The organism is Methylobacterium sp. EM32 (assembly GCF_040593685.1).
In the GTDB taxonomy this organism is placed as follows: domain Bacteria; phylum Pseudomonadota; class Alphaproteobacteria; order Rhizobiales; family Beijerinckiaceae; genus Methylobacterium.
Genome location: NZ_JBEXZS010000059.1, coordinates 26,279 through 52,359, shown reverse-complemented (window position 1 = coordinate 52,359; position 26,081 = coordinate 26,279). Strand labels below are relative to the sequence as shown.

Here is a 26,081-nt window from a genome sequence, read left to right as displayed (position 1 = left end):
CCCGCCAAACCCCGCCCCAACGCACCCACCACGATCTCGATCTGCCCGCGCAGGACCGGCTCGCTCAGCACCATCAGCTTCTCGTCGAGGCCGAGGCTGACGAGGCCGTGGGTGGCGGAGAACAGCGAGCGGGCGAGCAGCGCCCGCTCGCGGTCCCTGAGATCGGGCCGCAACACCCGCAAGGGCGCCTCGATGTAGCGGAACAGGCGCACCTGCTCGACGAGGTACCAGTCCGGCAGCGCGTGCGTGACCCGGTGCTGGAACAGGGCGCGCCAGCGCGCCGGGTGCTCGGCGGCGAAGTGCAGGTAGGCCACTGCCAGCCGCACCAGGGTCTCCACCGCCGTGTCCCGCTCGGCCGGCGTCGCCTTCCCCTCCGGCTCGGGCGCGATCGGCACCGCGGTGATCGCCCGTTCGAACAGGGCGAGCGTGCGCAGGTTCACCCGGAGGATCAGGGCGTCGAGGTCGGGAAACACCGTGTAGATCGTGCCGAGCGCGCAGCCGACATCCCGGGCGAGGTCGCGCGCCTTCAGGGCTGACAGGCCCTCGGCCGCGATGGCGGCCTCCGCGGCATCGATCAGGGCCGCCCGCAGCCACTCCCGCCTCTCGTCGTTGCGCATGCCGTCTGTCGCCTCTCGCGTGCGGTTTCGCACCTGCCTGGAATAGGCTCGTGAACGGTGTTCAGATTTAGGCTTGAACACCGTTCAGAGCTGTGGAAACCTGCGTTCGTGAACAACGTTCACGCCAGCGGAGCCAAAGATGCTCAACCTCCTCTCCACCCTCGTCCGGGGCGCCGCCGCCAGGGCCGCCGAGGACCTTCACGACCAGCACGCCTTCCTGATCCTGGAGCAGCAGCTGCGCGACGCGGCCGCCGCCCTCGACGACAGCCGCCGGACATTGGGGCGCGCCCTCGCCCAGGAGGCGGCCGACGCCAAGCGGCAGGCCGCGCTCGCCGCCCGGATCGCCGAACTGGAGGGGAGCGCCGTCGCGGCGCTCGCCGGCGGGCGCGAGGACCTGGCGGCCGAGGCCGCCGAGGCCCTGGCCGAGATGGAGGAGGAGGCGCAAGCCCTCGAGGCGAGCCGCGCGGCCTACGCGGCGGAGGTCGCGGCCCTGCGCCGGGCCGTGCGCCAGGGCAGCCGGCAATTCGCCGAATTGGAGCGCGGCCAGCGCATCGCCCGGGCGGCGGAGGCGGTGCACCGCCTGCGGGCCCGGCGCGGGCAGGGCCTCGGCAGCCCGGCGGCGCTCGCCGAGGCACAGGCCACCCTGCGGCGCCTGCGCGAGGCCCAGGCCGCGGACGCCGCCTCCGACGAGGCCCTGGCGATCATCGAGGCGGCGGCGCCCGAATCCCTCAGCGAGCGCCTGGAGGAGGCCGGCTTCGGCCCGCGCACCCGGCCGAGTGCCGGCCGCGTGATGGAGCGCTTGCGGGCGAAAGCCGAGGCCCGGACCAACGCCCAGTCCCAGGCCGGCGCCTGACCGCGACCCGCCCCCCGTCTCACGCTCCTGAGGAAACCCCATCCATGACCCCGCAGACCCCGCAGCACACCTCAGCCTGGGTGGCCTTCACCTACGCCTCCTTCATCGGCGCCGCCACCATGGTGGCCGGCGGCATCCTGTTCCTGCCCCTCGATCTCTGGACCAAGGCCTACCTCGCCATGGGGGTGACGATGCTGGTCCAATCCTGCATCACCCTGGTCAAGACCGTGCGCGACGTCCACGAGGGCAAGCGCCTCGTCAACCGCATCGAGGATGCCCGGGCCGAACGCCTGCTGATGGAGATGGGCAAGGAGTAGCCGGTCCTCCCCGGTCTCCGACATCGGATCGCCACGAGACCGCGGCAGCAAAGCCGGTTAGGGTTTACCGGCTAAAGGCTCCGTCTCCTGCCGCGGCGGCGCCCGGCCAATCCGCCCACCCGTCACCGAGCGAGGAACGCCCTCCATGTCCGGAAAGCTGATGGCCAGCCGGCGCTTCGCGCCCCTGTTCTGGTGCCAGTTCTTCTCCGCCTTCAACGACAACTTCCTCAAGAACGCCCTGGTGTTCCTGATCATGTTCGGGGCGGGCGGGGTCGGCGGCGGGGCGGATGGCGGCTCGGCGGCCCTGGTGACCTTGGCCGGCGCGGCCTTCATCGCGCCGTTCTTCTTCCTCTCAGGGTTAGGCGGCGAACTCGCCGACCGCTACGACAAGGCGTTCATCGCGCGCCGCCTCAAGGCGGCCGAGATCGTGGCGGCGGGCGTCGCAGTGCTCGGCTTCTGGCTCGCCTCGGTGCCGATCCTGTTCGTGGCTCTCGTCCTGTTCGGGATCGTCGCGGCCCTGTTCGGGCCGATCAAGTACGGCATCCTGCCCGATCACCTCGCACGGTCCGAACTGCCGGCCGGCAACGCGCTGATCGAGGCCGCGACCTTCCTCGCCATCCTCACCGGCACCATCGCGGGGGGCCTGGCCGTCACCCATGGCGGGGCGCACGCCTTCGGGCTCCTGGTGATGGGCTTCGCGGTGCTCTGCTGGCTCGCCAGCCTGGCGATCCCGAAGACCGGCGAGGCGGCTCCTTATCTCACCGTCGACCGCAACGTGCTGCGCTCGACGGGCAGCCTGATGCGCGACCTCTACGAGGATACGAGGCTGTGGCGCACCGGCGTCATCACGAGCTGGTTCTGGCTCGTCGGCGCCGTGGTGCTGGCCCTGCTGCCGGCTTTGGTGAAGGGCACCTTCGGCGGCGACGAGACCGTGGTGACGGCGCTCCTCGCGATGTTCTCGGTCGGCGTGGCGCTCGGCTCGGGCCTCGCCTCCTGGCTCTGCGCCGGGCGGATCGTGATGCTGCCGACGCCGATCGCCGCGCTCATCATGGGCCTCGTCTCCCTCGATCTGGCCCACGTCGCCGCCACCAGCGTGCCGCCGCCGTCCCCGGTCGGCGCCCTCGATTTCCTGAGCTCCTGGCGCGGCGCCCGGATCGCCCTCGACTTCGTGCTGCTGGCCGCGGCCGCCGGCCTGTTCATCGTGCCGTCCTTCGCCGCGCTCCAGGCCTGGACCCCGAAGGAGCGCCGCGCCCGGGTCATCGCCGCCTCGAACGTGCTCGCCGCCGCCCTCATCGTGCTCGGCGCCGTCGGTCTCGCGGTGCTGCAGAAGGCGGGCCTGTCCTCGGCGGGCCAGTTCCTGATCGTCGGCATCGCCAACATCCTCGCCGGCATCGCGATCCTCCTGGTCCTGCCGACCAGCGGTTTCCGCGATTTCCTGTCGATCCTGTTCCGGGCCTTCTACCGGTTGGAGGTGCGGGGCATCGAGAACGTCGAGAAGGCGGGGCCGAACGCCATCATCGCCCTCAATCACGTCAGTTTCCTGGATGCGGGCCTCGCCCTGTCGCTGACCGAGCGCGACCCGACCTTCGCCATCGACCACACCATCGCGCAGAAATGGTGGGTGCGCCCGTTCCTGTGGCTCACCCGGGCGCTGCCCCTCGACCCGACGAAGCCGATGGCGACGCGCACCCTGATCAACGCCGTGAAGTCCGGCGAGACGCTGATCATCTTCCCCGAGGGACGGCTCACCGTCACCGGCAGCCTGATGAAGGTCTATGACGGCGCCGGCCTCATCGCCGACAAGTCCGGCGTGCCGGTGGTACCGGTGAAGATCGAGGGGCCGGAGCGGACGGCGTTCTCGCGCCTGTCCCGGGCCCAGGTGCGCCGGCGCTGGTGGCCGAAATTCACCGTGACGGTGCTGGAGCCGGTGCGGCTCGACGTCGATCCCGCCCTCAAGGGCAAGGCCCGCCGCCAGGCCGCGGGCGCCGCGCTCTACGGGGTGATGTCGGACCTGATCTTCCGCACCGCGCCGATCGACCGCACGGTGTTCGACGCGGTGGTCCAGGCGGCAGAGCGCGAGGGCGGGGCCCGAGTCGCCGTCGAGGATCCGGTCTCCGGCACGCTCACCTATCGCCGCCTGCTGATCGGCGCCCGGGTGCTCGGGGGCAAGCTCGGGCCGCTCGCGCCGCGGGGCCGAGCGATCGGCGTGATGCTGCCGAACGCCAACGCCGCCGCCGTCACGGTGCTCGGGCTGATGTCGGCGGGTCGGGTGCCGGCGATGATCAACTTCACCGCCGGCGCGACCAACATCCTCAACGCCTGCAAGGCGGCGGAGGTCGACACGATCGTCACCTCCCGGGCCTTCGTGCAGAAGGGCCGCCTCGACGCGCTCCTGGAGGCGATCGCTGAGAGCCTGACCATCGTCTACCTGGAGGATGTCCGCGGGCAGGTCGGCCGGCTCGACAAGCTGCGCGGCCTCGTCGGCTGGCGCCAGGCGCTCCACCCGCGCCAGCCCGACGACCCGGCGGCGATCCTGTTCACCTCGGGCAGCGAGGGCACGCCGAAGGGCGTGGTGCTCTCCCACCGCAACATGCTGGCCAACGCCGCCCAGGCCCAGGCGCGGATCGATTTCGGCCGCACCGACAAGGTGTTCAACGTCCTGCCGGTGTTCCACTCGTTCGGGTTGACGGTCGGTCTGGTGCTGCCGCTGGTCTCCGGCGTGCCGGTCTACCTCTACCCCTCGCCGCTGCACTACCGGATCGTGCCCGAGCTGGTCTACGGCTCGAACGCGACCATCCTGTTCGGCACCGACACGTTCCTCGCCGGCTATGCCCGCGTCGCCCACGCCTACGATTTCCGCTCCCTGCGCTACATCCTGGCCGGGGCCGAGCCGGTGAAGCCGGCGACCCGCAAGGCCTACGCCGAAAAATTCGGCCTGCGGATCCTCGAGGGCTACGGCGTCACCGAGACGGCGCCGGTGCTCGCCCTCAACACCCCGATGTTCAACCGCTTCGGCACGGTCGGGCGGATCATGCCCGGGATGGAGGCGCGGCTGGAGCCGGTCCCCGGCGTCGCGGAAGGCGGGCGCCTGTTCGTGCGCGGTCCCAACGTCATGCTGGGTTATCTCAGGGCCGAGAATCCCGGCGTGCTCGAAGCCCCGCCCGAGGGCTGGCACGACACCGGCGACATCGTGACGATCGACGCGGACGGCTTCGTCACCATCCGCGGCCGGGCCAAGCGCTTCGCCAAGGTCGCCGGCGAGATGATCTCGCTGTCGGCCGTCGAGGCCCTGGCCGCCGAGCTCTACCCGGAGGCTGCGAGCGCCGTCGCGGCCCTGCCGGATGCGCGCAAGGGCGAGCGCCTGGTGCTCGTGACCGAGAAGGCGGACGCGACGCGCGCCGCCTTCCAGGCCCGTGCCCGCGCCAGCGGGATGAGCGAGCTCGCCGTGCCGGCCGAGATCGTGACGGTCGACAAGCTGCCGCAGCTCGGCTCCGGCAAGGTCGATTTCGCCGCGGTGACCCGGCTCGCCGCCGAGCGGACGCGGCCGGCGGAGGCGGCGGCTTGACCTAACGGCGACAGGCAGGCAGCGTGCTCGTCAGTCTTGCGGTGACGTGGCGTCGTGGCCGGCTGGTCTGGCCTGGACGCCGCTCTGCCGGGGAGTCGACTTGACTCCGAGCACGGCTGTCAGGATCGCCACATGTCCCCTTCTCTTCCCGGTGCGCCGGACCGGCCCGTCTTCTCGTCGCGGGACTTCCTGCGGCTGCTCGAGATCCACGGCCTGACCGGCAGCTGGGGCTGGACCTTCGCCACCGACGAGCACGTCTGGTCGCCCGGCCTGTACCGCCTGCTCGGCCTCGACCCCGGCGCGATCCGTCCGAGCTACGCCAACCTCCTGGCGATGGTGCACCCGGACGACCGCTTCGACCTCGCCACGGCGGCGCAGACGATCCAGAGCGGAACCCTGCCCGACGGCACGGTGCGGGTGATCCGGCCGGACGGGTCGCTGCGGGTCCTGTCCCTGCGCGGCGAGGTCTACCACGACCCGGACGGACGGCCGCGGGCCGCCGCCGGCACCGTGCTGGACGTCACCGACCGCGAGCGCCTGGCCGCATTGCAGGCCGAGGAGCGCCGCCGCCGCCGGGCCCTGTTCGAGCAGACCCAGTCCTGGACCCATGCGGCGATCGACGATCCCGGGCAGCGCGTCGGCTCGCAGGAGGTGCTGGCCCTGACCGGCCTGACGCAGGAGGAGTACCGCGAGGATTGCTGCCGGGTGATCGCCGCAGGCGACCGGTCGCGGGCGCGCGAGCAGGTGCGCACGCTGCTGCAGGCCGGCCGGCCCTTCGTGATGGGCAAGGTGCTGCGCCTCGCCGAGGGCGGGGAGGCCCGCTTCCGCTTCGCCTACGCGCCCCTGCGCGACGAGCAGGGTACGATTCAGAACTGGGCGATCATGGCCTCGCGCCTCGACGGCCCGATGGCCGTCTCCCTCGACGAGCCGGTGCGGGAGGGGCTCGAGAGCGGGATCGGCGGCCGGCACCTCTGCGCCGCCCGCGGCCTGCTCGGCTGGTCGATGCAGGATCTCGCCGCCCGGAGCGGCCTCTCGCTCTCCTCGGTCCGCCGCCTGGAGGATGACGGCGAGGCCCTGACCTCCCGCACCCGCCGGACCGCCGTCGCGGCGCTTCGGGAGGCCGGGATCGTGTTCCTGCTGACCGACGGCAACGCGGTGGCGGTCTACCGGAAGTAGCCGCCGCCGGCGATGGCCCGTCGGGGGCCGCGGCATTGTCCCTATCCCACCCGCGACCTCATCCTGAGGTGCCGGGCGATCGAAGATCGCATGGCCTCGAAGGAGGCCTCCAGGTATCTCGGAGACTTCTGGAGGCCTCCTTCGAGGCTCACTGCGTTCGCACCTCAGGATGAGGTGGTGAATGGGAGAAGATTCTCCCGATCAGTCGAACAATCTCTCACACCCGCTCGCGCCGGATCTCGGCGCCGCAGCGCACGAGCTTGGCCTCCAGCGCCTCGAAGCCGCGGTCGAGGTGGTAGACCCGGTTGATCTGGGTCTCGCCCTCGGCGGCCAGCCCTGCGATCACCAGCGAGACCGAGGCGCGCAGGTCGGTCGCCATCACGGGCGCGCCCTTCAGGCGCTCGACGCCCTCGACCACCGCGACGTCGCCCTCGAGCCGGATCTTCGCGCCGAGGCGGGCCAGCTCCTGCACGTGCATGAAGCGATTCTCGAAGATCGTCTCGCGGATGCGCGACTGGCCCTTGGCCTTGGTCATCAGGGCCATGAACTGGGCCTGGAGGTCGGTCGGGAAGCCCGGGAACGGATCGGTGGTGACGTCGACCGCCGCCACGCCGTGGCCGTTGCGGCGCACCCGGATGCCGTGGTCCAGCGGCGTCACCTCGGTGCCGGTGGTGGCCAGGATGTCGAGGGCGCTGTGCAGGAGGTCGGCGCGGGTCCCCTCAAGCGTCACGTCGCCGCCGGTCATCGCCACCGCCATGGCGTAGGTGCCGGTCTCGATCCGGTCGGGCAGCACGGCGTGGCGGGCGCCCGAGAGACGCGACACGCCCTCGATCACGATGCGGGGCGTGCCGGCGCCCTCGATCCGCGCGCCCATCCGCGACAGGCAGGCGGCGAGGTCCACCACCTCCGGCTCGCGGGCGGCGTTCTCGATCACGGTCGTGCCGTGGGCGAGCACCGCCGCCATCAGGGCGACGTGGGTGCCGCCGACCGTGACCTTGGGGAACTTGATCTCGCCGCCGCGCAACCCGTTCTTCGTCCGCGCCACCGCGTAGCCGCCGTCGATCTCGATCGTGGCGCCCAGCGTCTCCAGCGCCATCAGCAGCAGGTCGACTGGGCGCGTGCCGATGGCGCAGCCGCCCGGCAGCGACACCCGCGCCTCGCCGAAGCGCGCGAGCAGCGGCGCGATCACCCAGAAGCTCGCCCGCATGGTCGAGACGAGGTCGTAGGGCGCCGTGGTGTCGATGACGTTCGAGGCGGTGAGCCGGATGGTCTGGCCGGCCTCGGTGGTCTGGCCCGGGCGCTTGCCGACCACCATGTGGTCGACGCCGTGATTGCCGAGGATGCGCAACAGCGAGGCGACGTCGGCGAGCCGGGGCACGTTCGACAGTTCCAGCGTCTCGCCGGTGAGCAGGCTGGCGATCATCAGCGGCAGGGCCGCGTTCTTGGCGCCCGAGATCGGGATGATGCCGTGAAGCGGCTGGCCGCCGACGATGTGGATGCGATCCATGGTGACAACGTCCCTCGCGCCCGCGGCGCGTCCCGCGCGCCGGACCGGCGCGCCTCGTGATTCCGAAACCTGTTTTATTGCACCGCAGCGATGCTACCGCTACGCTTGGGCGTCAACGTTCATCCCCGGCTTTTCGATCCGCGGGCGCCGCGTCCGGTGCCGGCTCGGCCGCCTCGCGGCCCCGCACCTGCGCCTTGCGGCGGCGCAGATTCTCGCGGAGCGCCGCTTTCAGCCGCTCGTCGCGGGTCGCGTCGCGAGCCCCTTGCCGGTCGCCCTGCCGGGTTCCCTCGCCATTGCCGCTCATCGCGCGCGACCCTTCGTCGCCATGACCAATTTCCTGCTTCCGTGACCGTGCGGGAGGAGTCAGAACGCCCGCCTCGCCCTCGACTTTTTCCAAAGACAAAGCCGTCGCATTTGAGCGAGATCAAGGCGCGACCAGCGGTGGATCGGCGATTCGGCCATCCGCCGCGCGGACCGGCTCCTCCCCGGGGGGTCAGGCCCGGTCCCGCCCCCGGATGCATGTCCGGCCAGACCGCGAAGGACCACGATGCCCGAGACCCGGCCCGAGACCCGCCCCGCGATCCGTCACGGCGCGACCGATTACCAGGCCCTCTTCCGTGGTGCGCTGACGCGCCTGCACGACGAGCGCCGCTACCGCGTCTTCGCCGACATCGAGCGCATCAACGGCCGCTTCCCCACCGCCCTGTGGCGCAGCGGCACCGGCACCCGCGAGATCACCGTGTGGTGCTCGAACGACTATCTCGGCATGGGCCAGCACCCCGCCGTGGTGAGCGCGCTCACCGAGACCGCGCAGCGCTGCGGCGTCGGCGCCGGCGGCACCCGCAACATCGCCGGCAACAACTCGCCGCTCGTCGACCTGGAGCGCGAGCTCGCCGACCTGCACGGCAAGGAGGCGGGCCTCGTCTTCACCTCCGGCTACGTCTCGAACCAGGCCGGCATCTCGACGATCGCCAAGCTGATCCCGGACTGCCTGATCCTGTCCGACGCCTTCAACCACAACTCGATGATCGAGGGCGTGCGCCAGTCGGGCTGCGACAAGCAGATTTTTCGCCATAACGACCTCGCCCACCTCGAGGAGCTGCTGATCGCGGCCGGCGACCGGCCGAAGCTGATCGCCTTCGAGAGCGTCTACTCGATGGACGGCGACGTGGCGCCGATCGGGAAGATCTGCGACCTCGCCGACCGCTACGGCGCCATGACCTATCTCGACGAGGTCCACGCCGTCGGCCTCTACGGACCCCGCGGCGCCGGCATCGCCGAGCGCGACCGGGTAATGCACCGGGTCGACGTGATCGAGGGCACGCTCGCCAAGGGCTTCGGCTGCGTCGGCGGCTACATCACCGGCTCGGCGGCGCTCTGCGACGCGGTGCGCAGCCACGCCCCCGGCTTCATCTTCACCACCGCGCTGCCCCCGGCGATCGCCGCCGCCGCCATCGCGTCGATCCGCCACCTGAAGCGGTCGGGTGCCGAGCGCGAGGCGCACCAGCGCCAGGCCGCCCGGACCAAGGCCGCCCTCCTCGATGCCGGCCTGCCGGTCCTCGCCACCGACACCCACATCGTGCCGGTGATGGTCGGCGATGCGGAGGCCTGCAAGGCGGCGGCCGACCGGCTGCTGGAGCGCCACGGCATCTACATCCAGCCGATCAACTACCCGACCGTGCCGCGCGGCACCGAGCGCCTGCGCATTACCCCCTCCCCGTTCCACGGCGAGGCGCAGATCGCGGCGCTTCGCGAAGCCCTGATCGAGGTGTGGGACGCGCTCTCGCTGCCGCGGGCCGGGACGGTGTTCGTCGAGGCGGCGGAATAGGCTCCTGCCGCCGCGAGGCAATCGTCTGCCGGCGAAGCTCCGGCGGTGCGACGCGGAAAAGAGCGCGCGGCACCGGCCGGGTTCGCGCGGCCGACACAGTGCCTTGTCGTCCGGGACGGAGGCGGAGTGCGGCGCGGATCCTCGCGAAGGGTCCGCCATCCGCGATCCATGGTTCGTCAGAAGGACTCCGCGGTGGCCGATTCGAGCGCTGCCGGAGGTCCGGCGACGCGGGCGTGAGATCTCACACTTGCGTCCCGCGCGGCCCGATGTCGCTTCCACGCCGGACCGAGGCTTGCCGCAACCATCACACGCCGGCACCGAACGGACAGATCCTCACCACAGTCCTGACCATTTATGGGTCTTTCTCAAAATTATTCTATTATAAGTTGCAAAAGATACATACTATCAACTCTTAGATATAGGAATGTTTACTTTCTAGTTTGCTATTGATGACAATTGTATCGGCCGCCGGGTGATGGTGCAGAGCGAAAAATGCTCCGCGCCATGCCTCCCGGCGGTGCGGGCCGGAACCGTTCCCCCCATCGACATTGCAACGGCGGGCAGCAGGTCCGGATGCCGCAACACGCGATCGCACTCCTCCGCGCGGGACAGCCACGGGGGGGACGCCGAACGATTCCGGACCGGCGCCAGGTCCGCCGCTTCGCCGCCGACGGAGGAGGCAGCGCCGCGGTCGAGTTCGCCCTGGTGGCGCTGCCCTTCCTCGGCATCGTGGGGGCGATCATCCAGGTCGCGTTCCAGATCTGGGCTGCCCAGAACTTCGATCGCGCCGTCCAGAACGGCGTCCGGACGATCCTCACCGGCCAGTTCCAGCTCGCCAATGCCGGGCGGACCGACGCGGCGACGCTGCTCGCCAATCTCAGGGCGACCATGTGCGGATCGGCTTCGGCCAATGTCGTGACCGTCTTCGACTGCCGGAAGGTGCGGATCGAGGTGGCGACCGCGGGCGGGTTCGCGGGCGGCGCGCCGGTCCAGCCGCTCGATATCGGCACCGGCACCTGGAGCACCAGCTTCGGAACCAACTATGCCTGCGCCAAGCCCGGGACCATCGTCGTCGTCACGGTGGCCGTCCCGGTCCCGACCTTCTTCAACCTGCTCGGCCTGGCGACCCGGCAGTTCACCAGCGGGGCCGACGCCGGATCGAGCCTCCTGACCTCGACGGCCGTGCTGCGCACCGAACCCTACCAGGTGACCGGGGCGGGCGCGTGCTGAGATCCGCCTTCCTGCGCGACCGGCGCGGCAGCGCCATGGTCGAATTCGCCCTGCTGCTGCCCGTCATGCTGGCCCTGCTCGCCGGCATGTCGGAGCTGTCGCGCGCCTTCGATCACTGGCGCAAGCTCACGCTGCTCGCCCGGACCGTCGCCGACCTCGTGTCGCAGGGCGACGCGCAGAGCCCGTTCGCCGCGAGCGCGATGACCGACATCCTCGCCGTCGCGCCGCGGGTGCTGCGCCCGTTCGACGCCTCCGGCGTGCAGATCGCGGTGAGCGCGCTCGGCGTCGATCCCGCCAAGCTCCAGCTCGTCCCGCAGGTCTGCTCGGCCACGGCCTCAGGGACCACGGCGCGTGCGCTCGGCCCCGCCAACGACCTGACCGTGCCGGCCGGCTACCGCACCGAGGGCATGCGCTACGTCCTCGTCGAGGTGCGGGGCACCTACACCCCGATGATCGGCGGCGCCCTGGTCCGGCTCGTCACCGGCATCAGCAACCAGATCACCCTCTCCGCCAGCATCCCGTGGCCGGTCCGAGGCGGCCAGACCTATGGAACGAACACCTATACGGAAGTCGTCCTGCCCGGCGCGAACCCGAAGGCCTGCGATGGCTCCGCGCCCTGACGCCGCGGCCCGGCCCGCGTGGCGGCGCGCCGGATGTCGGGCACGCCGCTTTCCCAGCGACCGCAGGGGCAATCTCACGATCCTGTTCGCCTTCCTCCTGCCGCCGATGCTGATCTTCGCCGGCGCGGCGATCGATTATGGGGCAGCGATGCGGCTCGAGACCAGGCTGCAGGCCGCGACCGACGCGACCTCGCTCCTCCTGTGCCAGACCCCGCTCGCCACGACGAACGGCGACCTCGACGCCCTCGCCCGCGCGACCCTGATCGGACAGATGGGGGCGGACGGCCTCGTGGTCGATCCGCTGGCGATCACCAGCAACCCGCGCCAGATCACGCTGACGGCCCGCAAGCTCTCGACGACGTTCTTCGGCCGGATCACCGGCACGTCCAGCATGAACCCGGTCGCCCGGGCCCAATGTGCCACGCCGATCCCGCGGACCTTCGAGATCGCCCTCGTCCTCGACAATACCGGCTCGATGAACAGCTCCGGCAACGACGGCGTGTCGAAGATCTCCGCGCTCCGCTCAGCCGCCAAGAAATTCGTCACCTACGTGCTCAACAACAAGAGTTTCGCCGCGGATACCAGGATCGCGATCGTCCCGTTCTCCTCCGCGGTCGCGCTCGACGCCGCCACGTACAGGAATGCCGGCTGGGTCGATACGCAGGGCAAGTCTCCCTATCACTGGACGAACTTCTCCGGAGCCGCCGCGGCCGGGTTCCAGAGCCGGTTCGACCTGTTCGCGAAGCTGCAGGGTGCGGTGCCGGGCTGGAAATGGGCCGGCTGCTTCGAATCGCTGCCCTATCCGCAGAACGTGAGCGACATGGCGACGAACGGCGACGCCACGCTCTACATGCCCTACCTCGCGCCCGACGAGGGCGGCGCGGGGACGCCGGCCGGCACTTACGCCGTCTGGAACGGCAATTACAGCCTCAATAGCTACATCGACGACGACGACGGGACGAGCGACGGAACCTGTCCCAAGCTGTCCAGCAAGGATACGTATGCCACGGCCCTGAGCCGCACCTGCAAGTACAGTTCCCCCCGCAACGCGCGCACCGGCAGCCTGGGCGAACTCGGCGCGATCGGCCCCAATTTCGGATGCACGACCCAACCGCTGCAGCGGTTGACGCGAAACGCGACCGTACTCACCGGACTGATCGACAACATGACTGCCGGCGGCACGACAAACATTCACGAGGGCCTGATGTGGGGCTGGCGCACCCTCTCGCCCAGGAGCGTCTTCGCCGATGGTGCCGCCTACGGCAGCGGCACGACCAACAAGATCATCGTGCTTATGACGGACGGCGCGAACACGTGGATCGCGAATGGCGCCTCCTCCAGCAAGTCGTTGATCTCGTCGAACGGCTACTTCCTCAACGCGGATGGGAGCGATTCCGACATCCACTTCCCGGCGACCAACCAGAACGTGTCGACCGGCGGGCAGGCCCGCAACGCGCTCGACGCCCTGACGAAGCTCGCCTGCGCCAACGCGAAGGCGGATCCGGCCAACGTCGCGATCTACACGATCGGCTTCAGCGTCTCGTCGGACCCGATCGACCAGCAGGGCATCGACCTGCTCAAGGCCTGCGCGTCGCAGAACCAGTACTTCCAGGCCAACGATTCGAGCAGCCTCATCGGCGCCTTCAACGCGATCGCGGCGAGCATCGGCAGGCTGCGGCTGACGCAATAGTGCGCTGCCGGGCCGCAGCGGGAGGGGGCCTCCCGCTGCGCTTGAGGCGTCAGAGCCGCCCGAGTAGCCGTTCCACCAGCGGGTTCTCCGCCGCGAAGGCGTAATCAATCCGCCGCACGCTCACGGCTTCAGCGCCAGCCTGGACCAGCGCGTCGGCGAGCCCGAACACCGCGTCGGCGGGGCAGCGCAGCACGATCTCCCCCCGCCCCTCCGGTGCGCCGTAGGGCAGCTCGGCCTCGTGCAGGGCGGCGAGGCCTGCGAGGTCGATCTCGCCCGACACCGGCATCCCCGCCCTTACCTCGCGGGTGGTGCGGGCCCGCTCCTCGGCGCTGATGCGGCCGAGCACCGCCTGCACCGCGCGCCGCGGCGTCTCGCTCCAGGAGGCGGCGAGCGAGGCGACGAGGTTCGCCTCGGAGCGCAGGATCACCCCGTCGTCGAGGATCTTCAGCGCGTTCGCCGCGAGGGTGGCGCCGGTGGTGGTGATGTCGACGATGATCTCGGCGCTGCCGGAAGCCGGCGCGCCCTCGGTGGCCCCTAAGCTCTCGACGATGCGGTAATCGGCGACGCCGTGCTCGTAGAAGAAGCGACGGGTCAGGTTGACGTACTTCGTGGCGATGCGCAGGCGCTTGCCGTGGCGCACCCGCATGTCGCTCGCCACCTCGTCGAGGTCGCTCATCGAGCGCACGTCGATCCAGGCCTGCGGCACCGCCACCACCACGGTGGCCTGGCCGAAGCCCAGCGGCGTCAGGAGCTCGACCTGGCCGGCGGCGTCCGGCAAGGTCTCGCGGATCAGGTCCTCGCCGGTGATGCCGAGATGGGCGGCGCCCGAGGCGAGCTGGCCGGCGATCTCGGAGGCCGAGAGGAAGCGCACCTCGACCCCGTCCACGCCTTTCAGGCGACCGCGATAGTCGCGGGCGCCGCTGGTCTGGGCGAGGGTCAGGCCGGCGCGGCCGAAGAAGGCGGCGGCGTTCTCCTGCAGGCGGCCCTTCGAGGGCACCGCCAGGACCAGAGGACCGTCGAGGGGAGCGGCTTTCGTCGTGTCGGTCATCAGCGCGGGCCCTCGAGGCGTTCGAGCCAGAACGAGCAGCCCACCGCCGGCAGGGCGTCCGGGCTGCCGAGATGCTGGAGCAGGCCGTCGTAGCGCCCGCCGCCGACCACCGGCTTCTCGCCGTCCTGCGCGACCTCGAAGATGAAGCCGGTATAATAGTCGAGGTTGCGGGCGAAGCTGCCGGTGAACGCGAAGCGCTCCAGCGGCAGGCCGCGGGCGGCGATGAAGCCGTTGCGCTCCTCGAACAGGGCGAGCGCCGCCTCGAGCCGGGGATCGTCGAGCCCGGCCCGGCGGGCGAGGTCGCGGGCGGCGAGCGCCGCCGCATCGGGGTCGCCGGTGAGGGCGAGGTAGGAATCGAGCACCTCGCGGGCCTTGGCCCCGAGGCCGACGCCGCCCTCGGCATGCGCCGCCGCCTTGGCGAGGAAGCGCTCGGCGATCTCGCCGGCGGTGCGGCCGCCGACCCGGCTGATGCCTGCGATGGCGAGCACGTCCTCGACGAAGGCGCGCACCCCTTGCGGGTCCTGGCCCTGGATCGCCGAGAGGAGGCCGGCATGGGCCGCGTCGACTGCGACGGGGGTGGCGATCTCGTCGAGGGAGCGGCCGGCCGCCACCGCCCGGAGCGTCCGGCGCTTGGCCGCCGGCTGGACGTTCAGCGCGTCGAGGAGCGCGGTGATCAGCCCCATATCGCCGAGGCGCACCTGCCGGTCGCGGTGCCCGAGCCGGTCGAGCCCGTCGAGGGCGAGGCCGAGGATCTCGGCATCGGCCGCCGGCACGTCGGTCCGGCCGATCGACTCGATGCCGGCCTGGTGGAACTCGTCGGGCTCGGCCGCCCGCAGGCGGAAGACCGGCCCGAGATAGCTGTAATCGGCCGCCTGCCCGTCGGCGACGGCGCGGTGATGGCGCCCGACGGGAATCGTGTATTCGGGCCGCAGGCAGAGTTCCGCCCCGGCGCCGTCCTGGGTGATGAAGATGCGGCGGCGGATGTCCTCGCCGGACAGCTCCAGGAAGGGCTCGACCGGCTGCAGCACCGGCGGCTCGACCCGCGCGTAGCCCCGGTCCTCGAACAGCGCCAGGAGCGCCTCGTGCGCCGCCGCCGGCCGGGGGGCCGCGGCTCCGTTACCCGTCATTGGTCCCAACATCCAAATTTCTTGGACGGCCGTGTAGCAGCACCAGCCGGGCTTGGCGACCGTGGGGGTGTGCGGAGGCGGCAAGCGAGCCTCACTCTCCGTGGTCGTCTTCTTCGTGGCCGTCCGCCGGCTCGGACGGTCGAGGCGCATCGGGGACATGGACGACCATACCGGGCGGCGTTTCGCCCTGAGCATGGGCCTCGGCTTCCTGCAAGGCAGAGAGCACGCGTTCAAGGAGATCCCTGGTCATCGCGACCTCGTCACAGTCAGAGGATCTGTCAGAACCAGCACCATGGGATCAAGACCCACCGCGTCATTCCGGGGCCGCGCAGCGGAGCCCGGAATCCAGAGCCGCCGACGGTTCAGGAATGAGCACACACCGTCCCGCTTTGTCCGCTCCTACCTGCGTGTCTGGATTCCGGGCTCCGCTTTCGCGGCCCCGGAATGACGATGGAGGGTGTCGGTCTGCCGAAGAACCCGGGCCGCCTTCGAAGACGAGCGAGGGCCCTCACCCCCCGTAATGCCGCCCGAGCACCTCGCGCACCCGCGCGACCATCTCGTCCACCGGCACCGAGAACTGGGCCGGCCGAGCGGCCTTCCACTCGGCGTTGCTGGCAATCGCCTCGGCGGCCTTGGCGCCCTCGATCAGGTCCTTGATCTGGACCTCGCTCTTCGCCCGCTCGTCGCTGCCCTGGATGACGACGCAGGGCGCGCCGCGGCGGTCGGCGTACTTCATCTGGGCCTTCATGCCGGAGGCGCCGAGATAGAGCTCGGAGCGGATGCCGGCCTGGCGCAGGGCCGCGACGAGGGCCTGGTAGGCGGCGGTCTCCTCGCGGTCGAGCACCAGGACCACCACCGGGCCGGGGGCGGCCTGACCCGAGACGATCGGGCTGCGGACCACCTGGAGGGCGGAGAACAGGCGCGAGACGCCGACCGAGAACCCGGTCGCCGGCACCGGCTCGGAGCGGAAGCGGCCGACGAGGCCGTCATAGCGTCCGCCGCCGGCCACCGAGCCGAAGCGCACGGTCTGGCCGTCCTCGTTGACGACCGGGAAGGTCAGCTCGGCCTCGAAGACCGGGCCGGTATAGTATTCGAGGCCGCGCACCACCGACGGATCGGCCCGCACCCGGTCGTGGCCGTAGCCCGCCGCCTCGCACAGCTTCATGATCGTGTGCAGCTCGGCGATGCCCTGGCGCCCGGTCTCGGACTCCCCGACCACCTCGCTCCAGCCGCCGAAGAAGTTCTCCCAGAAGGCGAGGCGGTCGCCGCCCTCGGTGGGGGCGGCCTGGAACGCGACGTAGCGCAGGATGCGCTCGATCGCGTCATCCGAGAGGCCGGCGCCCTTGGTGAAGTCGCCGCTCTCGTCCTTGCGGCCGGGGCCGAGCAGCAGGCGCACGCCGTCGGGCCCGAGGCGGTCGAGCTTGTCGATCGCCCGCAGCACGGTGAGGCGCCGGCCGGCCTGGTCGTCGCCGCCGAGGCCGATCGCCTCCATCACGCCGTCGAGGACCTTGCGGTTGTTGACCTTCACCACGTAGTCGCCGCGGCCGATGCCGACCTTCTCCAGGGTGTCGGCGGCCATCATGCAGATCTCGGCATCCGCCGCGACGGTCGGCGCCCCGACGATGTCGGCGTCGAACTGCATGAACTGGCGGAAGCGACCCGGGCCCGGCTTCTCGTTGCGGAAGACGTAGCCGGCGCGGTAGCTGCGATAGGGCTTGGGCAGGGAGTCGAAATGCTCGGCGACGTAGCGGGCGAGCGGCGCCGTCAGGTCGTAGCGCAGAGACAGCCAGGCTTCGTCGTCGTCCTGGAACGAGAACACGCCCTCGTTCGGCCGGTCGAGGTCGGGCAGGAATTTTCCCAGTGCCTCGGTGTACTCGATGAACGGGGTCTCCACCGCCTCGAAGCCGTAGAGCTCGAAGCTCTCGCGGATCTTGTCCAGCATCCGGTTGGTGGCGGCGATCTCGGCCGGCCCGCGGTCGACGAGGCCGCGCGGCAGGCGGGGCTTGAGGGTGGCGGCCTTCTCGGCCTTCGCGGGCTTGGACATCGGGTCTCGCAAGCAGGAATCGGTCAGCGCGCGGCCCGCCGGGCGGCAGGGGCAAGCGCGCGTGGGTTTCGTGGGCTCGCGCCCACATAGGCCCATATCCGCCTGGGCTCCAGCCCCGCCGGGGCGGATGGTCCCTTTCCAAGGCTCGCGTTGACCGAGGCAATGACCTATCATGTTGATAGGTTCATGAACGACACTGCGCTGCGCACCGCCCCGGCCGCCCGTGCGCTGATCCGTGAGATCGCGCAGGACAGCGCCCGCGTCTTCGTTCTGCCGCACGGCCGCACGGCCGCAAGCGCGGTCGTCAACGCGCGATTTCGTTCAAGCAGATCGTGGATTGCCTGCTGAAGGGCTCGATCTCGGAAGGGCCGTATCAGGTCGCGAACGGGGCTTGGCGCTGCAACGTCTCGCGGCACGCCACCGGTGAGGAGATGACCTGCGTCGTCGAATTCGATCTGCCGCGCCGGCTGCTGGTCGTGACCGTGTTCTGAAGGAGTTCGCGATGGCTTACCACTACGTCGAGAGCGGCCTGGACAACGTCCACCTCGAGAACGGCTTCAACCTGCTGGAGACGAGCCACGGCACCGCCGTATCGATCGAGGATGTGCACGGCCTGCACGCCGCGATCGGCCGCTGCCTGATCGACGCGAGCGCGCCACTCACGGGTGCCGAGTTGCGCTTCCTGCGCATCGAGATGGAGCTGAGCCAACGGTCGCTCGCCGGGCTCCTCGGCACGACGGAACAGACCCTGCGCCGCTACGAGAAGGCCCGCGGCCAGGCGGTGCCCGGGCCGGTCGATCACCTGCTGCGGGCGCTCTACGCGGAATACGTCGGCGGCGACGGCTCGGTGCGCCGCATGGTCGAGCGCCTCGCCGGCCTGGAGCCTCAGCCGCGGACGGACTTGCGGCTGCGCGAGACCGAGCGGGGCTGGACGCTCGCGGCGTGAGGCGCCTCATTCCTCCCCGGTCGCCAGCCACCTGACCCGCGCCGCCTCCAGCCCCCACACGATGCCGAGCATCATGTAGACGTGGCGCCACTTCTCGATGTCGATCTGCACCGCCTGGAGGAAGAACATCAGGAGGGCCGGGAAGACGATCTGGGCGTGGCGCCGGTAGGGCGTGTCCTGGCTCATCAGCCGGAAACCGACCCAGGCGGTCATCAGCACCAGAAACACGAAGGCGACGCCGCCGACCCAGCCGCCGTTGGAGAAGGCGCCGATATAGGAATTGTGCGGCTCGAGGTTGAAGGTGCGGCGCCAGCGCAGGGGCCCCATGCCGAGCGGGTCCTCGATCAGCATGCCGATGCCGCGCAGCTGGTTGCCGAAGCGGCCGGTCTCGCCCTCGTCGTAATCCTGCGTGACGGCGGCGCGCTTGGCGAAGGTCTCGCCGACATTGCCGACCGAGAGCAGGCCGACGAGGGCCACCGCCCCGAACCCCGCCGTGAGCGCCGCCAGCAGCACGATGCGGCGGCGTAAACGCGGCGCGCTGGTGCGGTAGACCATCAGGACCATCAGGCCGGCCACCACCAGGGTGCCGCCCCAGGAGCCGCGGGAGAACGACAGGAACACGCCGGCGAGCAGGATGCCGAGCCCGAGCCCCGACAGGAGCGGGCGCCGGGCGCGCCCGGTGAGCAGGTTGTGCATCAGGTAGAGCGCGCCGAGGGTCAGGAACGAGCCGAACACGTTCGGGTCCTGGAAGGTGCCGGCGGCGCGGCCGTACTTGGCGAACAGGTCCTCGTTGCCGATCAGCTCGAGGTAGCCGCCGATCCCGAGCACTGCGCTGAGCAGCGTGCTGGCGGTGTAGACCTTGAGGGCGGCCTCGACCCGGCGGTCGCACTCGTCCGAGAAGAACATCGTGAAGAAGATGCCGGTGATCGCGAGGTAGCAGAGCTGCACCGTCCAGATCGCCGAGAGGTCCTCATCGAGATACGGCATCAGGGCGACGACCGTGGCGCCGACGAAGACGAGCAGCACCAGGACCACGGGCACGGCGCCGCGGTAGAGCCGCACGCCGAGCAGGACCCAGAGCACGATCGTCGGGATCGCCACGATGTCGTAGGGCGAGGTGTCCGAGAAGGCGAAGCAGGCGAAAAAGATGAACGCCGCCATCAGGGCGTGGCCGAAGCCGCGCAGCAGCGACAGGACCGGCACCGCAGCGAGATGGCGGCGCGGCAGGACGAACGTGGCCATCGGGCGCCTCCTCGGGTGACGGCACCCGGGATGTTAGCGGCGGGATGGTGTGCGCCGGCTGAAGCGACAGAGTGAATGAAAGCTTAAAACGATCGGCGAACGCTTCCCGGATGATCTCTCACCATCATCCTGTCATAGCGTCTCATAGAAACGGCGCGGCCCCGCCGCGGAACGCGCGACGGGGCCGGACACTCAACAGAGCCGGTACGCAACTTGGCTCTCGTTGAGAATGGCGCGACGGCGTGAATCTTTCGTCAACGCCGTCCGCCGCTCAGCGCACCGCGAGCTTGGCGGCAGGCGCGACGCCGGCCCGGGTCGGGCCCTCCCCGGCGGCCGTCACCGCTTGCAGGCGCGCGGCGTAGCGGCGGGCCAGCGCCGCGCAGGCCATCAGCTGGACCTGGTGGAACAGCATCAGGGGTAGCATGATCCCGCCGACATCCTGGCCGGAGAAGATCACGTTCGCCATCGGCACGCCGGAGGCCAGGCTCTTCTTCGAGCCGCAGAACACGATGGTGATCTCGTCCTCCTTCGAGAAGCCGAGGAGGCGGCTCGCGGCGGTCGTGATCGCCAGCACAGCGGCGAGCAGCATCAGGTCGACGACCAGCATGGTGGCCAGCGCCGGCAGGGGCGTGCGGCTCCACAGGCCGGTCACCACCGCGTGGCTGAAGGCGATGTAGACGATGAGCAGGATCGAGCCGCGATCGACCACCATGGTCAGCGGCTTGTGCCGGGTCAGCCACGGGCCGAGCCGCGGCTGCAAGAGCTGGCCGAGGGCGAAGGGCAGCAGCAGCTGCGCCATGATCTTGCCCACCGCTCCCCAGTCGAACTCGTGGTGGCCGCCCTGCGTGTTCAGCAGCACCGCGACGAGGAGCGGGGTGATGAACATGCCGAGGATGTTCGAGGCCGAGGCCGAGCAGATCGCCGCCGGCACGTTGCCCCCCGCCACCGACGTGAAGGCGATCGAGGATTGCACCGTGGAGGGCAGCACGCAGAGGAAGAGCACGCCGGCGGCCAAAGCCGGGGTCAGCAGGGTCGGGCTGAGGAGGCCCGCGGCGAGGCCGAGGATCGGGAACAGCACGAAGGTCGAGGCGAAGACCACGAGGTGCAGGCGCCAATGCACCAGCCCGGCCAGGGCCGTCTGCCGGTCGATGCGCGCGCCGTGCAGGAAGAACAAGAGCGCGATCATGCCGTTGGCGAAGACGCTGAGCCACTCGGCGGCCTGGTCCTGCACCGGCAGCACGGAGCCGAGGATCAGGGCGCCGACGATCATCAGCGTGAAGGTATCGGGACGGAAGCGCGAGAGCATGGCGGGCCGGATGGTCTGGAAGGGTCCCGCCTACCTAATCGGGCCGGCGTCGGATGGGTACGCCAGCGCCCAGGATTACAGTTATCGTGAGATGCGATAGCATGGCCTCCGCTCATGCAGGATGCGGAGAGCCGCCATGATCCTCCCTGAAATGACCCGCCTGAAATGACCCGCCTGATCGATCCCGTGCTGCTGCGCACCCTGGCGGCGGTGGTGCGCAGCCGCAGCTTCAGCCGGGCGGCTGAGCAGCTCGGCCTCGGCCAGTCGACGGTGAGCCAGCACGTCCAGCGCCTGGAGGCGCAGGTCGGGCGCCGGCTGGTGGCGCGGGACACCCATTCGGTCGCCCTCACCCCGGAGGGCGAGACGGTGCTCGGCTTCGCCCGCACGGTGCTCGACGCGCACGAGCGGCTGGAGCGGGCGCTCGCCGGCGGCCCGGTGCGCGGCAAGGTGCGGTTCGGCGCCTCGGAGGATTTCGTGCAGAGCCGGCTGTCGGAGGTGCTGCGCGATTTCCGCGAGGCCTATCCGTCGGTCGACCTCGAACTGAGCGTGGCGCTGACCGGCTTCCTGCACGACGCGCTCGCGCGGGGCGAGCTCGACCTCGTTCTCGGCAAGCGCCATGTCGGCGAGACGCAGGGCATGCTGGTGCGGCGCGACCGATTGGTCTGGGTCGGTCTCCCCACGGCGCTGCCGGAGCGGGGCGAGCCGGTGGCGCTCGCGAGCTTCCCGGCCCCCAGCATCACCCGGGCGGTGGCGCTCGCGGCACTCACCCAGGAGGGGCGGGCCTTCCGCATCACCTGCACCTGCGCCAGCCTCAGTGGCTTGCGCGCCGCGGCGCTCGCCGGCGTCGGCCTGATGGCGCAGCCGCGCAGCCTGATCCCGGACGGGTTGCAGGAACTCTCCCACGCCGACCTGCCGCGCCTCGCCGACGTCGAGTTCGTCCTGTCCGGCCCCGGCCTCCACCGCGAGCCGAGCCGGGCGCTGGCGCACGAGATCCTGAACGCGGATATCTGGGATTGATCCGGTCTCCCGCGCGGCCGGGGCTGAGATCTCCTCGCCTGCGGCGTGAACGACCGGAGAGAGAAGAAGCGCAGGTTCCTCCTCTCCCCGCAAGAAGTCGGGCTTGCCCGACTTCGTCCCTTGATTGCAGATCCCGAGCAAGCCCGGGATCTGTCGGGGAGAGGAGAAATCCAGCGCCTTTTCCTTACCCCGGGCAGCCCCGCCGCCCGGGTACGCTCACGGCGCCAGATCGTGCACCGGCGCCGTCACCGGGGTATCGCTGCTGTTGAGCACCGTGTCGCTCACGGGCGTGGCTTTGAGCGGGCCGCGGTCGATCGCCGGCGGGGTCGGCAGCTGCAGCTGCTCGCTGGTATAGGCCCATTCCTGAGCCACCTTCTCCGGATCGTCGTTGAGGCGCTGGCCGTAGCTCGGGACGATCTGACGGATCTTCGCCTGCCACTCGGGCGTGGCGACGTTCTTGGCGAAGACCTTCTGGAGCACCTCGAGCATGATCGGCGCCGCCGTTGAGGCGCCCGGGGAGGCGCCGAGCAGTGCCGCGATGCTGCCGTCCTTCGCGTTGACGATCTCGGTGCCGAGCTTCAGCACGCCGCCCTTGTCCTTGTCGCGCTTGATGATCTGCACGCGCTGGCCGGCCTGCCACAGGCGCCACTCGCCCTTCTTGGCGTCGGGGAAGTATTCCTTCAGCGCCGCCAGGCGGTCGTCGTCGGAGAGCATCAGCTGGCCGGCGAGGTATTCCACCAGCGGGAACTCGTCGAGGCCGACCCGCATCATCGGCCAGACGTTGCTGGTCGTGGTCGAGGTGAGCAGGTCGAAATATGAGCCCTCCTTCAGGAACTTGGTCGAGAAGGTCGCGAAGGGGCCGAACAGCAGGACGCGCTTGCCCCCGAGCACGCGGGTGTCGAGATGGGGCACCGACATCGGCGGTGAGCCGACCGAGGCCTTGCCGTAGGCCTTGGCGAGGTGGAGCGTCGCGACGTCCGGGTTCTCGTTGATCAGGAACGAGCCGCCGACCGGGAAGCCGGCGTAATCCTCGCCCTCCGGGATGCCGGAGGCCTGGAGCAGGTGCAGGGCGCCGCCGCCGGCGCCGATGAACACGAACTTGGCGTCGACCGCCTGGCGCGACCCGTCCTTGAGGTTGCGCGCGGTGACCCGCCAGGAGCCGTCGGCGTTCTTCGTGATGCCCTGGACCTCGGTCGAGACGTCGAGGCGGAAGCTCTTCTGGCGCTGGAGATGGGCGACGTACTGGCGGGTGACCTCGCCCCACTCGACATCGGTGCCGAGCGGCGACCAGGTGGCGGCGACCTTCTGGTTCGGGTCGCGCCCCTCCATCATCAGGGGGACCCACTTCTTGAGCTGCTCGGGATCGGTCGAGAACTCCATCCCGGCAAAGAGCGGGCTCGCCTTCAGCGCCTCGTAGCGCTTCCTGAGGAACTCGATATTATCGTCACCCCAGACGAAGCTCATATGAGGCGTGTAGTTGATGAAGGTCTTGGGATCCTTCAGCACGCCGTTCTTGACCTGCCAGGCCAGGAACTGGCGGGTGACCTGGAACGCCTCGTTGATCTCGACCGCCTTGGCGATCTCGATCTTGCCCTTCTTCTCGGGGGTATAGTTCAGCTCGGCGAGGGCCGAGTGGCCGGTGCCGGCGTTGTTCCAGCCGTTCGAGCTCTCCATCGCGACCTTGTCGAGGCGCTCGAGCATCCGGATCGACCAACCCGGCTCCAGCTCGTTCAGCCACACGCCCAGCGTCGCGCTCATCACGCCGCCGCCGATCAGCAGCACGTCGACCTTGTCGGCCGATTGCGCCAGGGCGAGCGAATCGGGCAGCGCCGACGCTGCGAGGCCGGCGGCCGCGCCGCCGAGGATCTGGCGCCGGCTCACGCCGGTCGCGCTGGTGGTCTTGTCATCGGCACGCATGGCCAAACCCCGTTCTGGTACAGGACCGGCGGGCGCGCGCGCCCCCGGCCGTGACAGGCGTCCGATCGCGGGCGAGCCGCCGGCTCGCCGCACAAGGCCTTTTCGGGTGGTTTCCTCGAGGGTCGGCCGCGGTACCCCGACGCTGTCGGTCCCTCGCGGCCTCACGCCCCTGCGCGTCCGGACCGGCCGGAGGGCGGGGCGGCGTCCGCTTCGCCCGCTCTTCACGGCGGCCTGACGGCCGCCTCGGGGGCTCTTTGGAAGACGCAGGCTGGTTTGGTTCGATGATTCTGGCGCCGCCTCATAGACGATGCCCGGGCAAAGGACAACGACCGCCCGGCAATGGGCCCGGCCGCAGCATTCATCGCGGGGCCGTGCTGTGGAATGCCGGTATTTCCTCACCGGCAGATCCGATTCGGTGACGAGTCGATGTCCCGCCGGCGCCCGGATGCGCCGGAATCCTCACAGGCGCGCGGCGATCACCTCGGTCAGGGTCACCGGGCGGCCGGCCTCGCGGGCGAGCCGCAGCAGGGTCGACTGGCGGAAGCGGCTGTCGGCCGTGACCTCGCGGCCGAGCCAGTCGGGCAGGGCGACGACCTGCGCCTCGTGCTCCAGCTCGATCTCGGCGAGCACCATGCCGGCGAGGGAGCCGCCATACTCGTCCACGGTCCAGAGCAGCCCGCCATGCGGCACGCAGTGGCGCGTCTTCTCGATCAGGCAGGTCTCGCAGACGAGGCGCAGCATGTCCTCGCCCTCATCGCGCGGGATCTCGTACTCGAATTCCGGCCGCGACAGGCCCTCACGCCGGCCCTTGACGGTGAGCCAGGCCCGCTCGTCGTCGAGCCGCACCCGGACCTTGCCGCCGGCGAACTCGCCCACGAGCCCGTCCGTGAGCCGGTGCCGGCTCACCGCCCGCTCGCGCCATCCCGCATGGGCGACCAGGAACTTCCGCTCGACCTCGTACCGCATCACCCTCGACCGTTCGTGCCCCGCCGCGCGGCGACGGGCGCCGGGCGGTGACCGTACGGAACGCCCGATAAGCCCGGCCGTTGCCGGGGCGCGGCGGCTGATAGCCGATCGGGCCTGTGAGGGCTAGGGCCGTTACGTCAGTTCCGTGACGGTGCGAAACGGGCGACGAGCTCGTGCGCCTCGCCCGGATAGGTCAGCCGCACGACGGTGACCGGGCGCCCGGCGCTCCAGGTGCGGCGCTCGACGACGAGGCAGGGCGTCCCCGGCGGACAGGCCATCGTGGCGGCGAGGTCGGCGTCCGCGCTCCGGGCGCGGATGCGGTGCTCGGCCGCGCTCCAGGGCACGTGGTGGACGAGCCACGCCCCCGGCGGCTCGACGGAGAAATCCTGCGCCTCGGCCTCCGGCACCGCCGCGAGGTGGATCAGCCGCTCCTCCAGGCAGAACGGCCGCGGCCCGGCCTCGTGCCGGCCGCTGAGGGCCAGGACCGGGGCCGGCGCGTCGAGCCCGAGCGCCGCGCGGTCGGCTTGCGTGCTGCGCCGGCGGCGGCGCTGGAGCAGGACGAAGCGGTAGGGCAGACCGAGCGCCTCGACCTCGCTGCGGATCTCCGGGATCTCCAGCACCGCCGATTGCGAGTGCGGCTGGCGCACGAAGGAGCCGACCTTGCGCCGCCGCTCGATCAGCCCGGCGGCGGCGAGCTGGGTCAGCACCTTGTTGACGGTCATGCGCGAGCAGCCGAACTGCGCCGTCAGCTCGTGCTCGAACGGGATGCGGTGGCCGGGGGGCCAGCGGCCGGACAGGATGTGGCCCTGGAGCTCCGAGAGGATCTGCTGGTGCAGCGAGACCGGCCGGGCCTCGCGGCGGGCGGGATCGTGCGCGGTCATCGGGGATCAGGTCCGCTCAAGGGATCTCGCTCGCGCACGCTTTCTCCTGCCGACGATCTGCTGGAGGGCCGGCTGCCTCTCATACCCGAGCTTGGCGACGGAAGCCGCATGAGATTCCGACTTGGCTCGACGCGACAACGGAAAGTCGCGGGATCCCCTTTCCAGGTGATGCCGGGCTTGCCCG

At 70.6% G+C, this 26,081-nt stretch carries 24 protein-coding genes; 12 read left to right on the top strand and 12 right to left on the bottom strand.

All coding sequences use genetic code 11. The features are described 5' to 3' along the window. The coding region (locus ABZT49_RS09265) for a TetR/AcrR family transcriptional regulator (RefSeq protein WP_355285563.1) at positions 1-617 on the bottom strand (617 nt) is incomplete at its 3' end. A gap of 139 nt (positions 618-756) precedes the next feature. Between ABZT49_RS09265 and ABZT49_RS09260 the strand changes: the two genes are divergently transcribed. From ABZT49_RS09260 to ABZT49_RS09245, 4 genes are all read left to right on the top strand, one after another. Further along, positions 757-1,470 carry a PspA/IM30 family protein gene (locus tag ABZT49_RS09260; protein ID WP_355285561.1) on the top strand — a complete coding sequence of 238 codons (714 nt, stop codon included), beginning with the start codon at positions 757-759 and terminating at the stop codon, positions 1,468-1,470. 44 nt (positions 1,471-1,514) lie between these two features. Beyond that, on the top strand, positions 1,515-1,787 hold the full coding sequence (locus ABZT49_RS09255) for a YiaA/YiaB family inner membrane protein (protein WP_048436865.1): 273 nt from the start codon (positions 1,515-1,517) through the stop codon (positions 1,785-1,787). Positions 1,788-1,932: 145 nt separating this feature from the next. Then, a complete protein-coding gene (locus ABZT49_RS09250) occupies positions 1,933-5,352 on the top strand; it encodes an acyl-[ACP]--phospholipid O-acyltransferase (protein WP_355285559.1) in 3,420 nt (1,139 codons plus the stop codon). Positions 5,353-5,484: 132 nt separating this feature from the next. Continuing rightward, on the top strand, positions 5,485-6,528 hold the full coding sequence (locus tag ABZT49_RS09245) for a PAS domain-containing protein (protein WP_355285558.1): 1,044 nt from the start codon (positions 5,485-5,487) through the stop codon (positions 6,526-6,528). A gap of 217 nt (positions 6,529-6,745) precedes the next feature. Here the strand turns inward: ABZT49_RS09245 and murA are convergent, their stop codons facing one another. Beyond that, positions 6,746-8,035 (bottom strand): UDP-N-acetylglucosamine 1-carboxyvinyltransferase, encoded by a 1,290-nt coding sequence (murA, locus tag ABZT49_RS09240; RefSeq protein ID WP_093569782.1) that lies wholly within the window; start codon positions 8,033-8,035, stop codon positions 6,746-6,748. 112 nt (positions 8,036-8,147) lie between these two features. Beyond that, positions 8,148-8,432, bottom strand: coding sequence for a hypothetical protein (locus tag ABZT49_RS09235; protein ID WP_407943470.1), 285 nt, complete (start codon positions 8,430-8,432; stop codon positions 8,148-8,150). A gap of 150 nt (positions 8,433-8,582) precedes the next feature. Between ABZT49_RS09235 and hemA the strand changes: the two genes are divergently transcribed. From hemA to ABZT49_RS09215, 4 genes are all read left to right on the top strand, one after another. Then, positions 8,583-9,863: a 5-aminolevulinate synthase gene (hemA, locus tag ABZT49_RS09230; protein ID WP_355285557.1), complete on the top strand. Its 1,281-nt coding sequence runs from the start codon at positions 8,583-8,585 to the stop codon at positions 9,861-9,863. A gap of 573 nt (positions 9,864-10,436) precedes the next feature. Continuing rightward, complete coding sequence (locus ABZT49_RS09225) at positions 10,437-11,093, top strand: TadE/TadG family type IV pilus assembly protein (protein ID WP_355285555.1); 657 nt, start codon at positions 10,437-10,439, stop codon at positions 11,091-11,093. Further along, positions 11,087-11,713: a TadE/TadG family type IV pilus assembly protein gene (locus ABZT49_RS09220; RefSeq protein ID WP_355285554.1), complete on the top strand. Its 627-nt coding sequence runs from the start codon at positions 11,087-11,089 to the stop codon at positions 11,711-11,713. The genes ABZT49_RS09225 and ABZT49_RS09220 overlap by 7 nt, the downstream gene beginning before the upstream one ends. Then, positions 11,697-13,403 carry a TadE/TadG family type IV pilus assembly protein gene (locus tag ABZT49_RS09215; protein ID WP_355285553.1) on the top strand — a complete coding sequence of 569 codons (1,707 nt, stop codon included), beginning with the start codon at positions 11,697-11,699 and terminating at the stop codon, positions 13,401-13,403. Before ABZT49_RS09220 ends, ABZT49_RS09215 begins: the two co-directional genes overlap by 17 nt. A gap of 49 nt (positions 13,404-13,452) precedes the next feature. Here the strand turns inward: ABZT49_RS09215 and hisG are convergent, their stop codons facing one another. From hisG to hisS, 4 genes are all read right to left on the bottom strand, one after another. After that, on the bottom strand, positions 13,453-14,451 hold the full coding sequence (gene hisG / locus ABZT49_RS09210) for an ATP phosphoribosyltransferase (protein WP_355285552.1): 999 nt from the start codon (positions 14,449-14,451) through the stop codon (positions 13,453-13,455). After that, positions 14,451-15,578 carry an ATP phosphoribosyltransferase regulatory subunit gene (locus tag ABZT49_RS09205; RefSeq protein ID WP_355285551.1) on the bottom strand — a complete coding sequence of 376 codons (1,128 nt, stop codon included), beginning with the start codon at positions 15,576-15,578 and terminating at the stop codon, positions 14,451-14,453. Before ABZT49_RS09205 ends, hisG begins: the two co-directional genes overlap by 1 nt. 91 nt (positions 15,579-15,669) lie before the next feature. Further along, positions 15,670-15,828 carry a hypothetical protein gene (locus ABZT49_RS09200; RefSeq protein WP_355285549.1) on the bottom strand — a complete coding sequence of 53 codons (159 nt, stop codon included), beginning with the start codon at positions 15,826-15,828 and terminating at the stop codon, positions 15,670-15,672. A 258-nt stretch (positions 15,829-16,086) separates the two neighbouring features. Continuing rightward, on the bottom strand, positions 16,087-17,622 hold the full coding sequence (gene hisS / locus ABZT49_RS09195) for a histidine--tRNA ligase (protein ID WP_355285548.1): 1,536 nt from the start codon (positions 17,620-17,622) through the stop codon (positions 16,087-16,089). 186 nt (positions 17,623-17,808) lie between these two features. Here hisS and ABZT49_RS09190 point away from each other — a divergent pair, with 186 nt between their 5' ends. Genes ABZT49_RS09190 through ABZT49_RS09180 form a run of 3 tightly spaced genes read left to right on the top strand, consistent with a single transcriptional unit; the run spans position 17,809 to position 18,568 of the window. Beyond that, a complete protein-coding gene (locus ABZT49_RS09190; RefSeq protein ID WP_355285546.1) occupies positions 17,809-17,970 on the top strand; it encodes a hypothetical protein in 162 nt (53 codons plus the stop codon). Beyond that, on the top strand, positions 17,955-18,113 hold the full coding sequence (locus ABZT49_RS09185; RefSeq protein WP_355285545.1) for a hypothetical protein: 159 nt from the start codon (positions 17,955-17,957) through the stop codon (positions 18,111-18,113). The genes ABZT49_RS09190 and ABZT49_RS09185 overlap by 16 nt, the downstream gene beginning before the upstream one ends. Positions 18,114-18,124: 11 nt before the next feature. Further along, positions 18,125-18,568, top strand: coding sequence for a hypothetical protein (locus ABZT49_RS09180; protein ID WP_355285543.1), 444 nt, complete (start codon positions 18,125-18,127; stop codon positions 18,566-18,568). 6 nt (positions 18,569-18,574) lie between these two features. On the opposite strand, the gene ABZT49_RS09175 is transcribed toward ABZT49_RS09180, so the two are convergent. Continuing rightward, complete coding sequence (locus ABZT49_RS09175; protein ID WP_355285541.1) at positions 18,575-19,810, bottom strand: O-antigen ligase family protein; 1,236 nt, start codon at positions 19,808-19,810, stop codon at positions 18,575-18,577. Positions 19,811-20,081: 271 nt separating this feature from the next. Further along, positions 20,082-21,116 (bottom strand): bile acid:sodium symporter family protein, encoded by a 1,035-nt coding sequence (locus ABZT49_RS09170; protein WP_355285539.1) that lies wholly within the window; start codon positions 21,114-21,116, stop codon positions 20,082-20,084. A 165-nt stretch (positions 21,117-21,281) separates the two neighbouring features. Here ABZT49_RS09170 and ABZT49_RS09165 point away from each other — a divergent pair, with 165 nt between their 5' ends. Continuing rightward, positions 21,282-22,133 carry a LysR substrate-binding domain-containing protein gene (locus tag ABZT49_RS09165; protein WP_093569794.1) on the top strand — a complete coding sequence of 284 codons (852 nt, stop codon included), beginning with the start codon at positions 21,282-21,284 and terminating at the stop codon, positions 22,131-22,133. A gap of 216 nt (positions 22,134-22,349) precedes the next feature. On the opposite strand, the gene mqo is transcribed toward ABZT49_RS09165, so the two are convergent. The 3 genes from mqo to hutC all read right to left on the bottom strand — a co-directional run bounded on the left by mqo (position 22,350) and on the right by hutC (position 25,897). Further along, positions 22,350-24,050, bottom strand: a complete 1,701-nt coding sequence (gene mqo / locus ABZT49_RS09160; protein WP_355285537.1) for a malate dehydrogenase (quinone) — start codon at positions 24,048-24,050, stop codon at positions 22,350-22,352. Positions 24,051-24,509: 459 nt separating this feature from the next. Continuing rightward, the gene (locus ABZT49_RS09155; protein WP_355285535.1) at positions 24,510-25,016 is read right to left on the bottom strand and encodes a CYTH domain-containing protein; all 507 of its coding nucleotides are present in this window, start codon (positions 25,014-25,016) and stop codon (positions 24,510-24,512) included. Between the two features lie 137 nt (positions 25,017-25,153). Next, on the bottom strand, positions 25,154-25,897 hold the full coding sequence (gene hutC, locus ABZT49_RS09150) for a histidine utilization repressor (protein ID WP_355285533.1): 744 nt from the start codon (positions 25,895-25,897) through the stop codon (positions 25,154-25,156). Between the last annotated feature and the right edge of the window lie 184 nt (positions 25,898-26,081).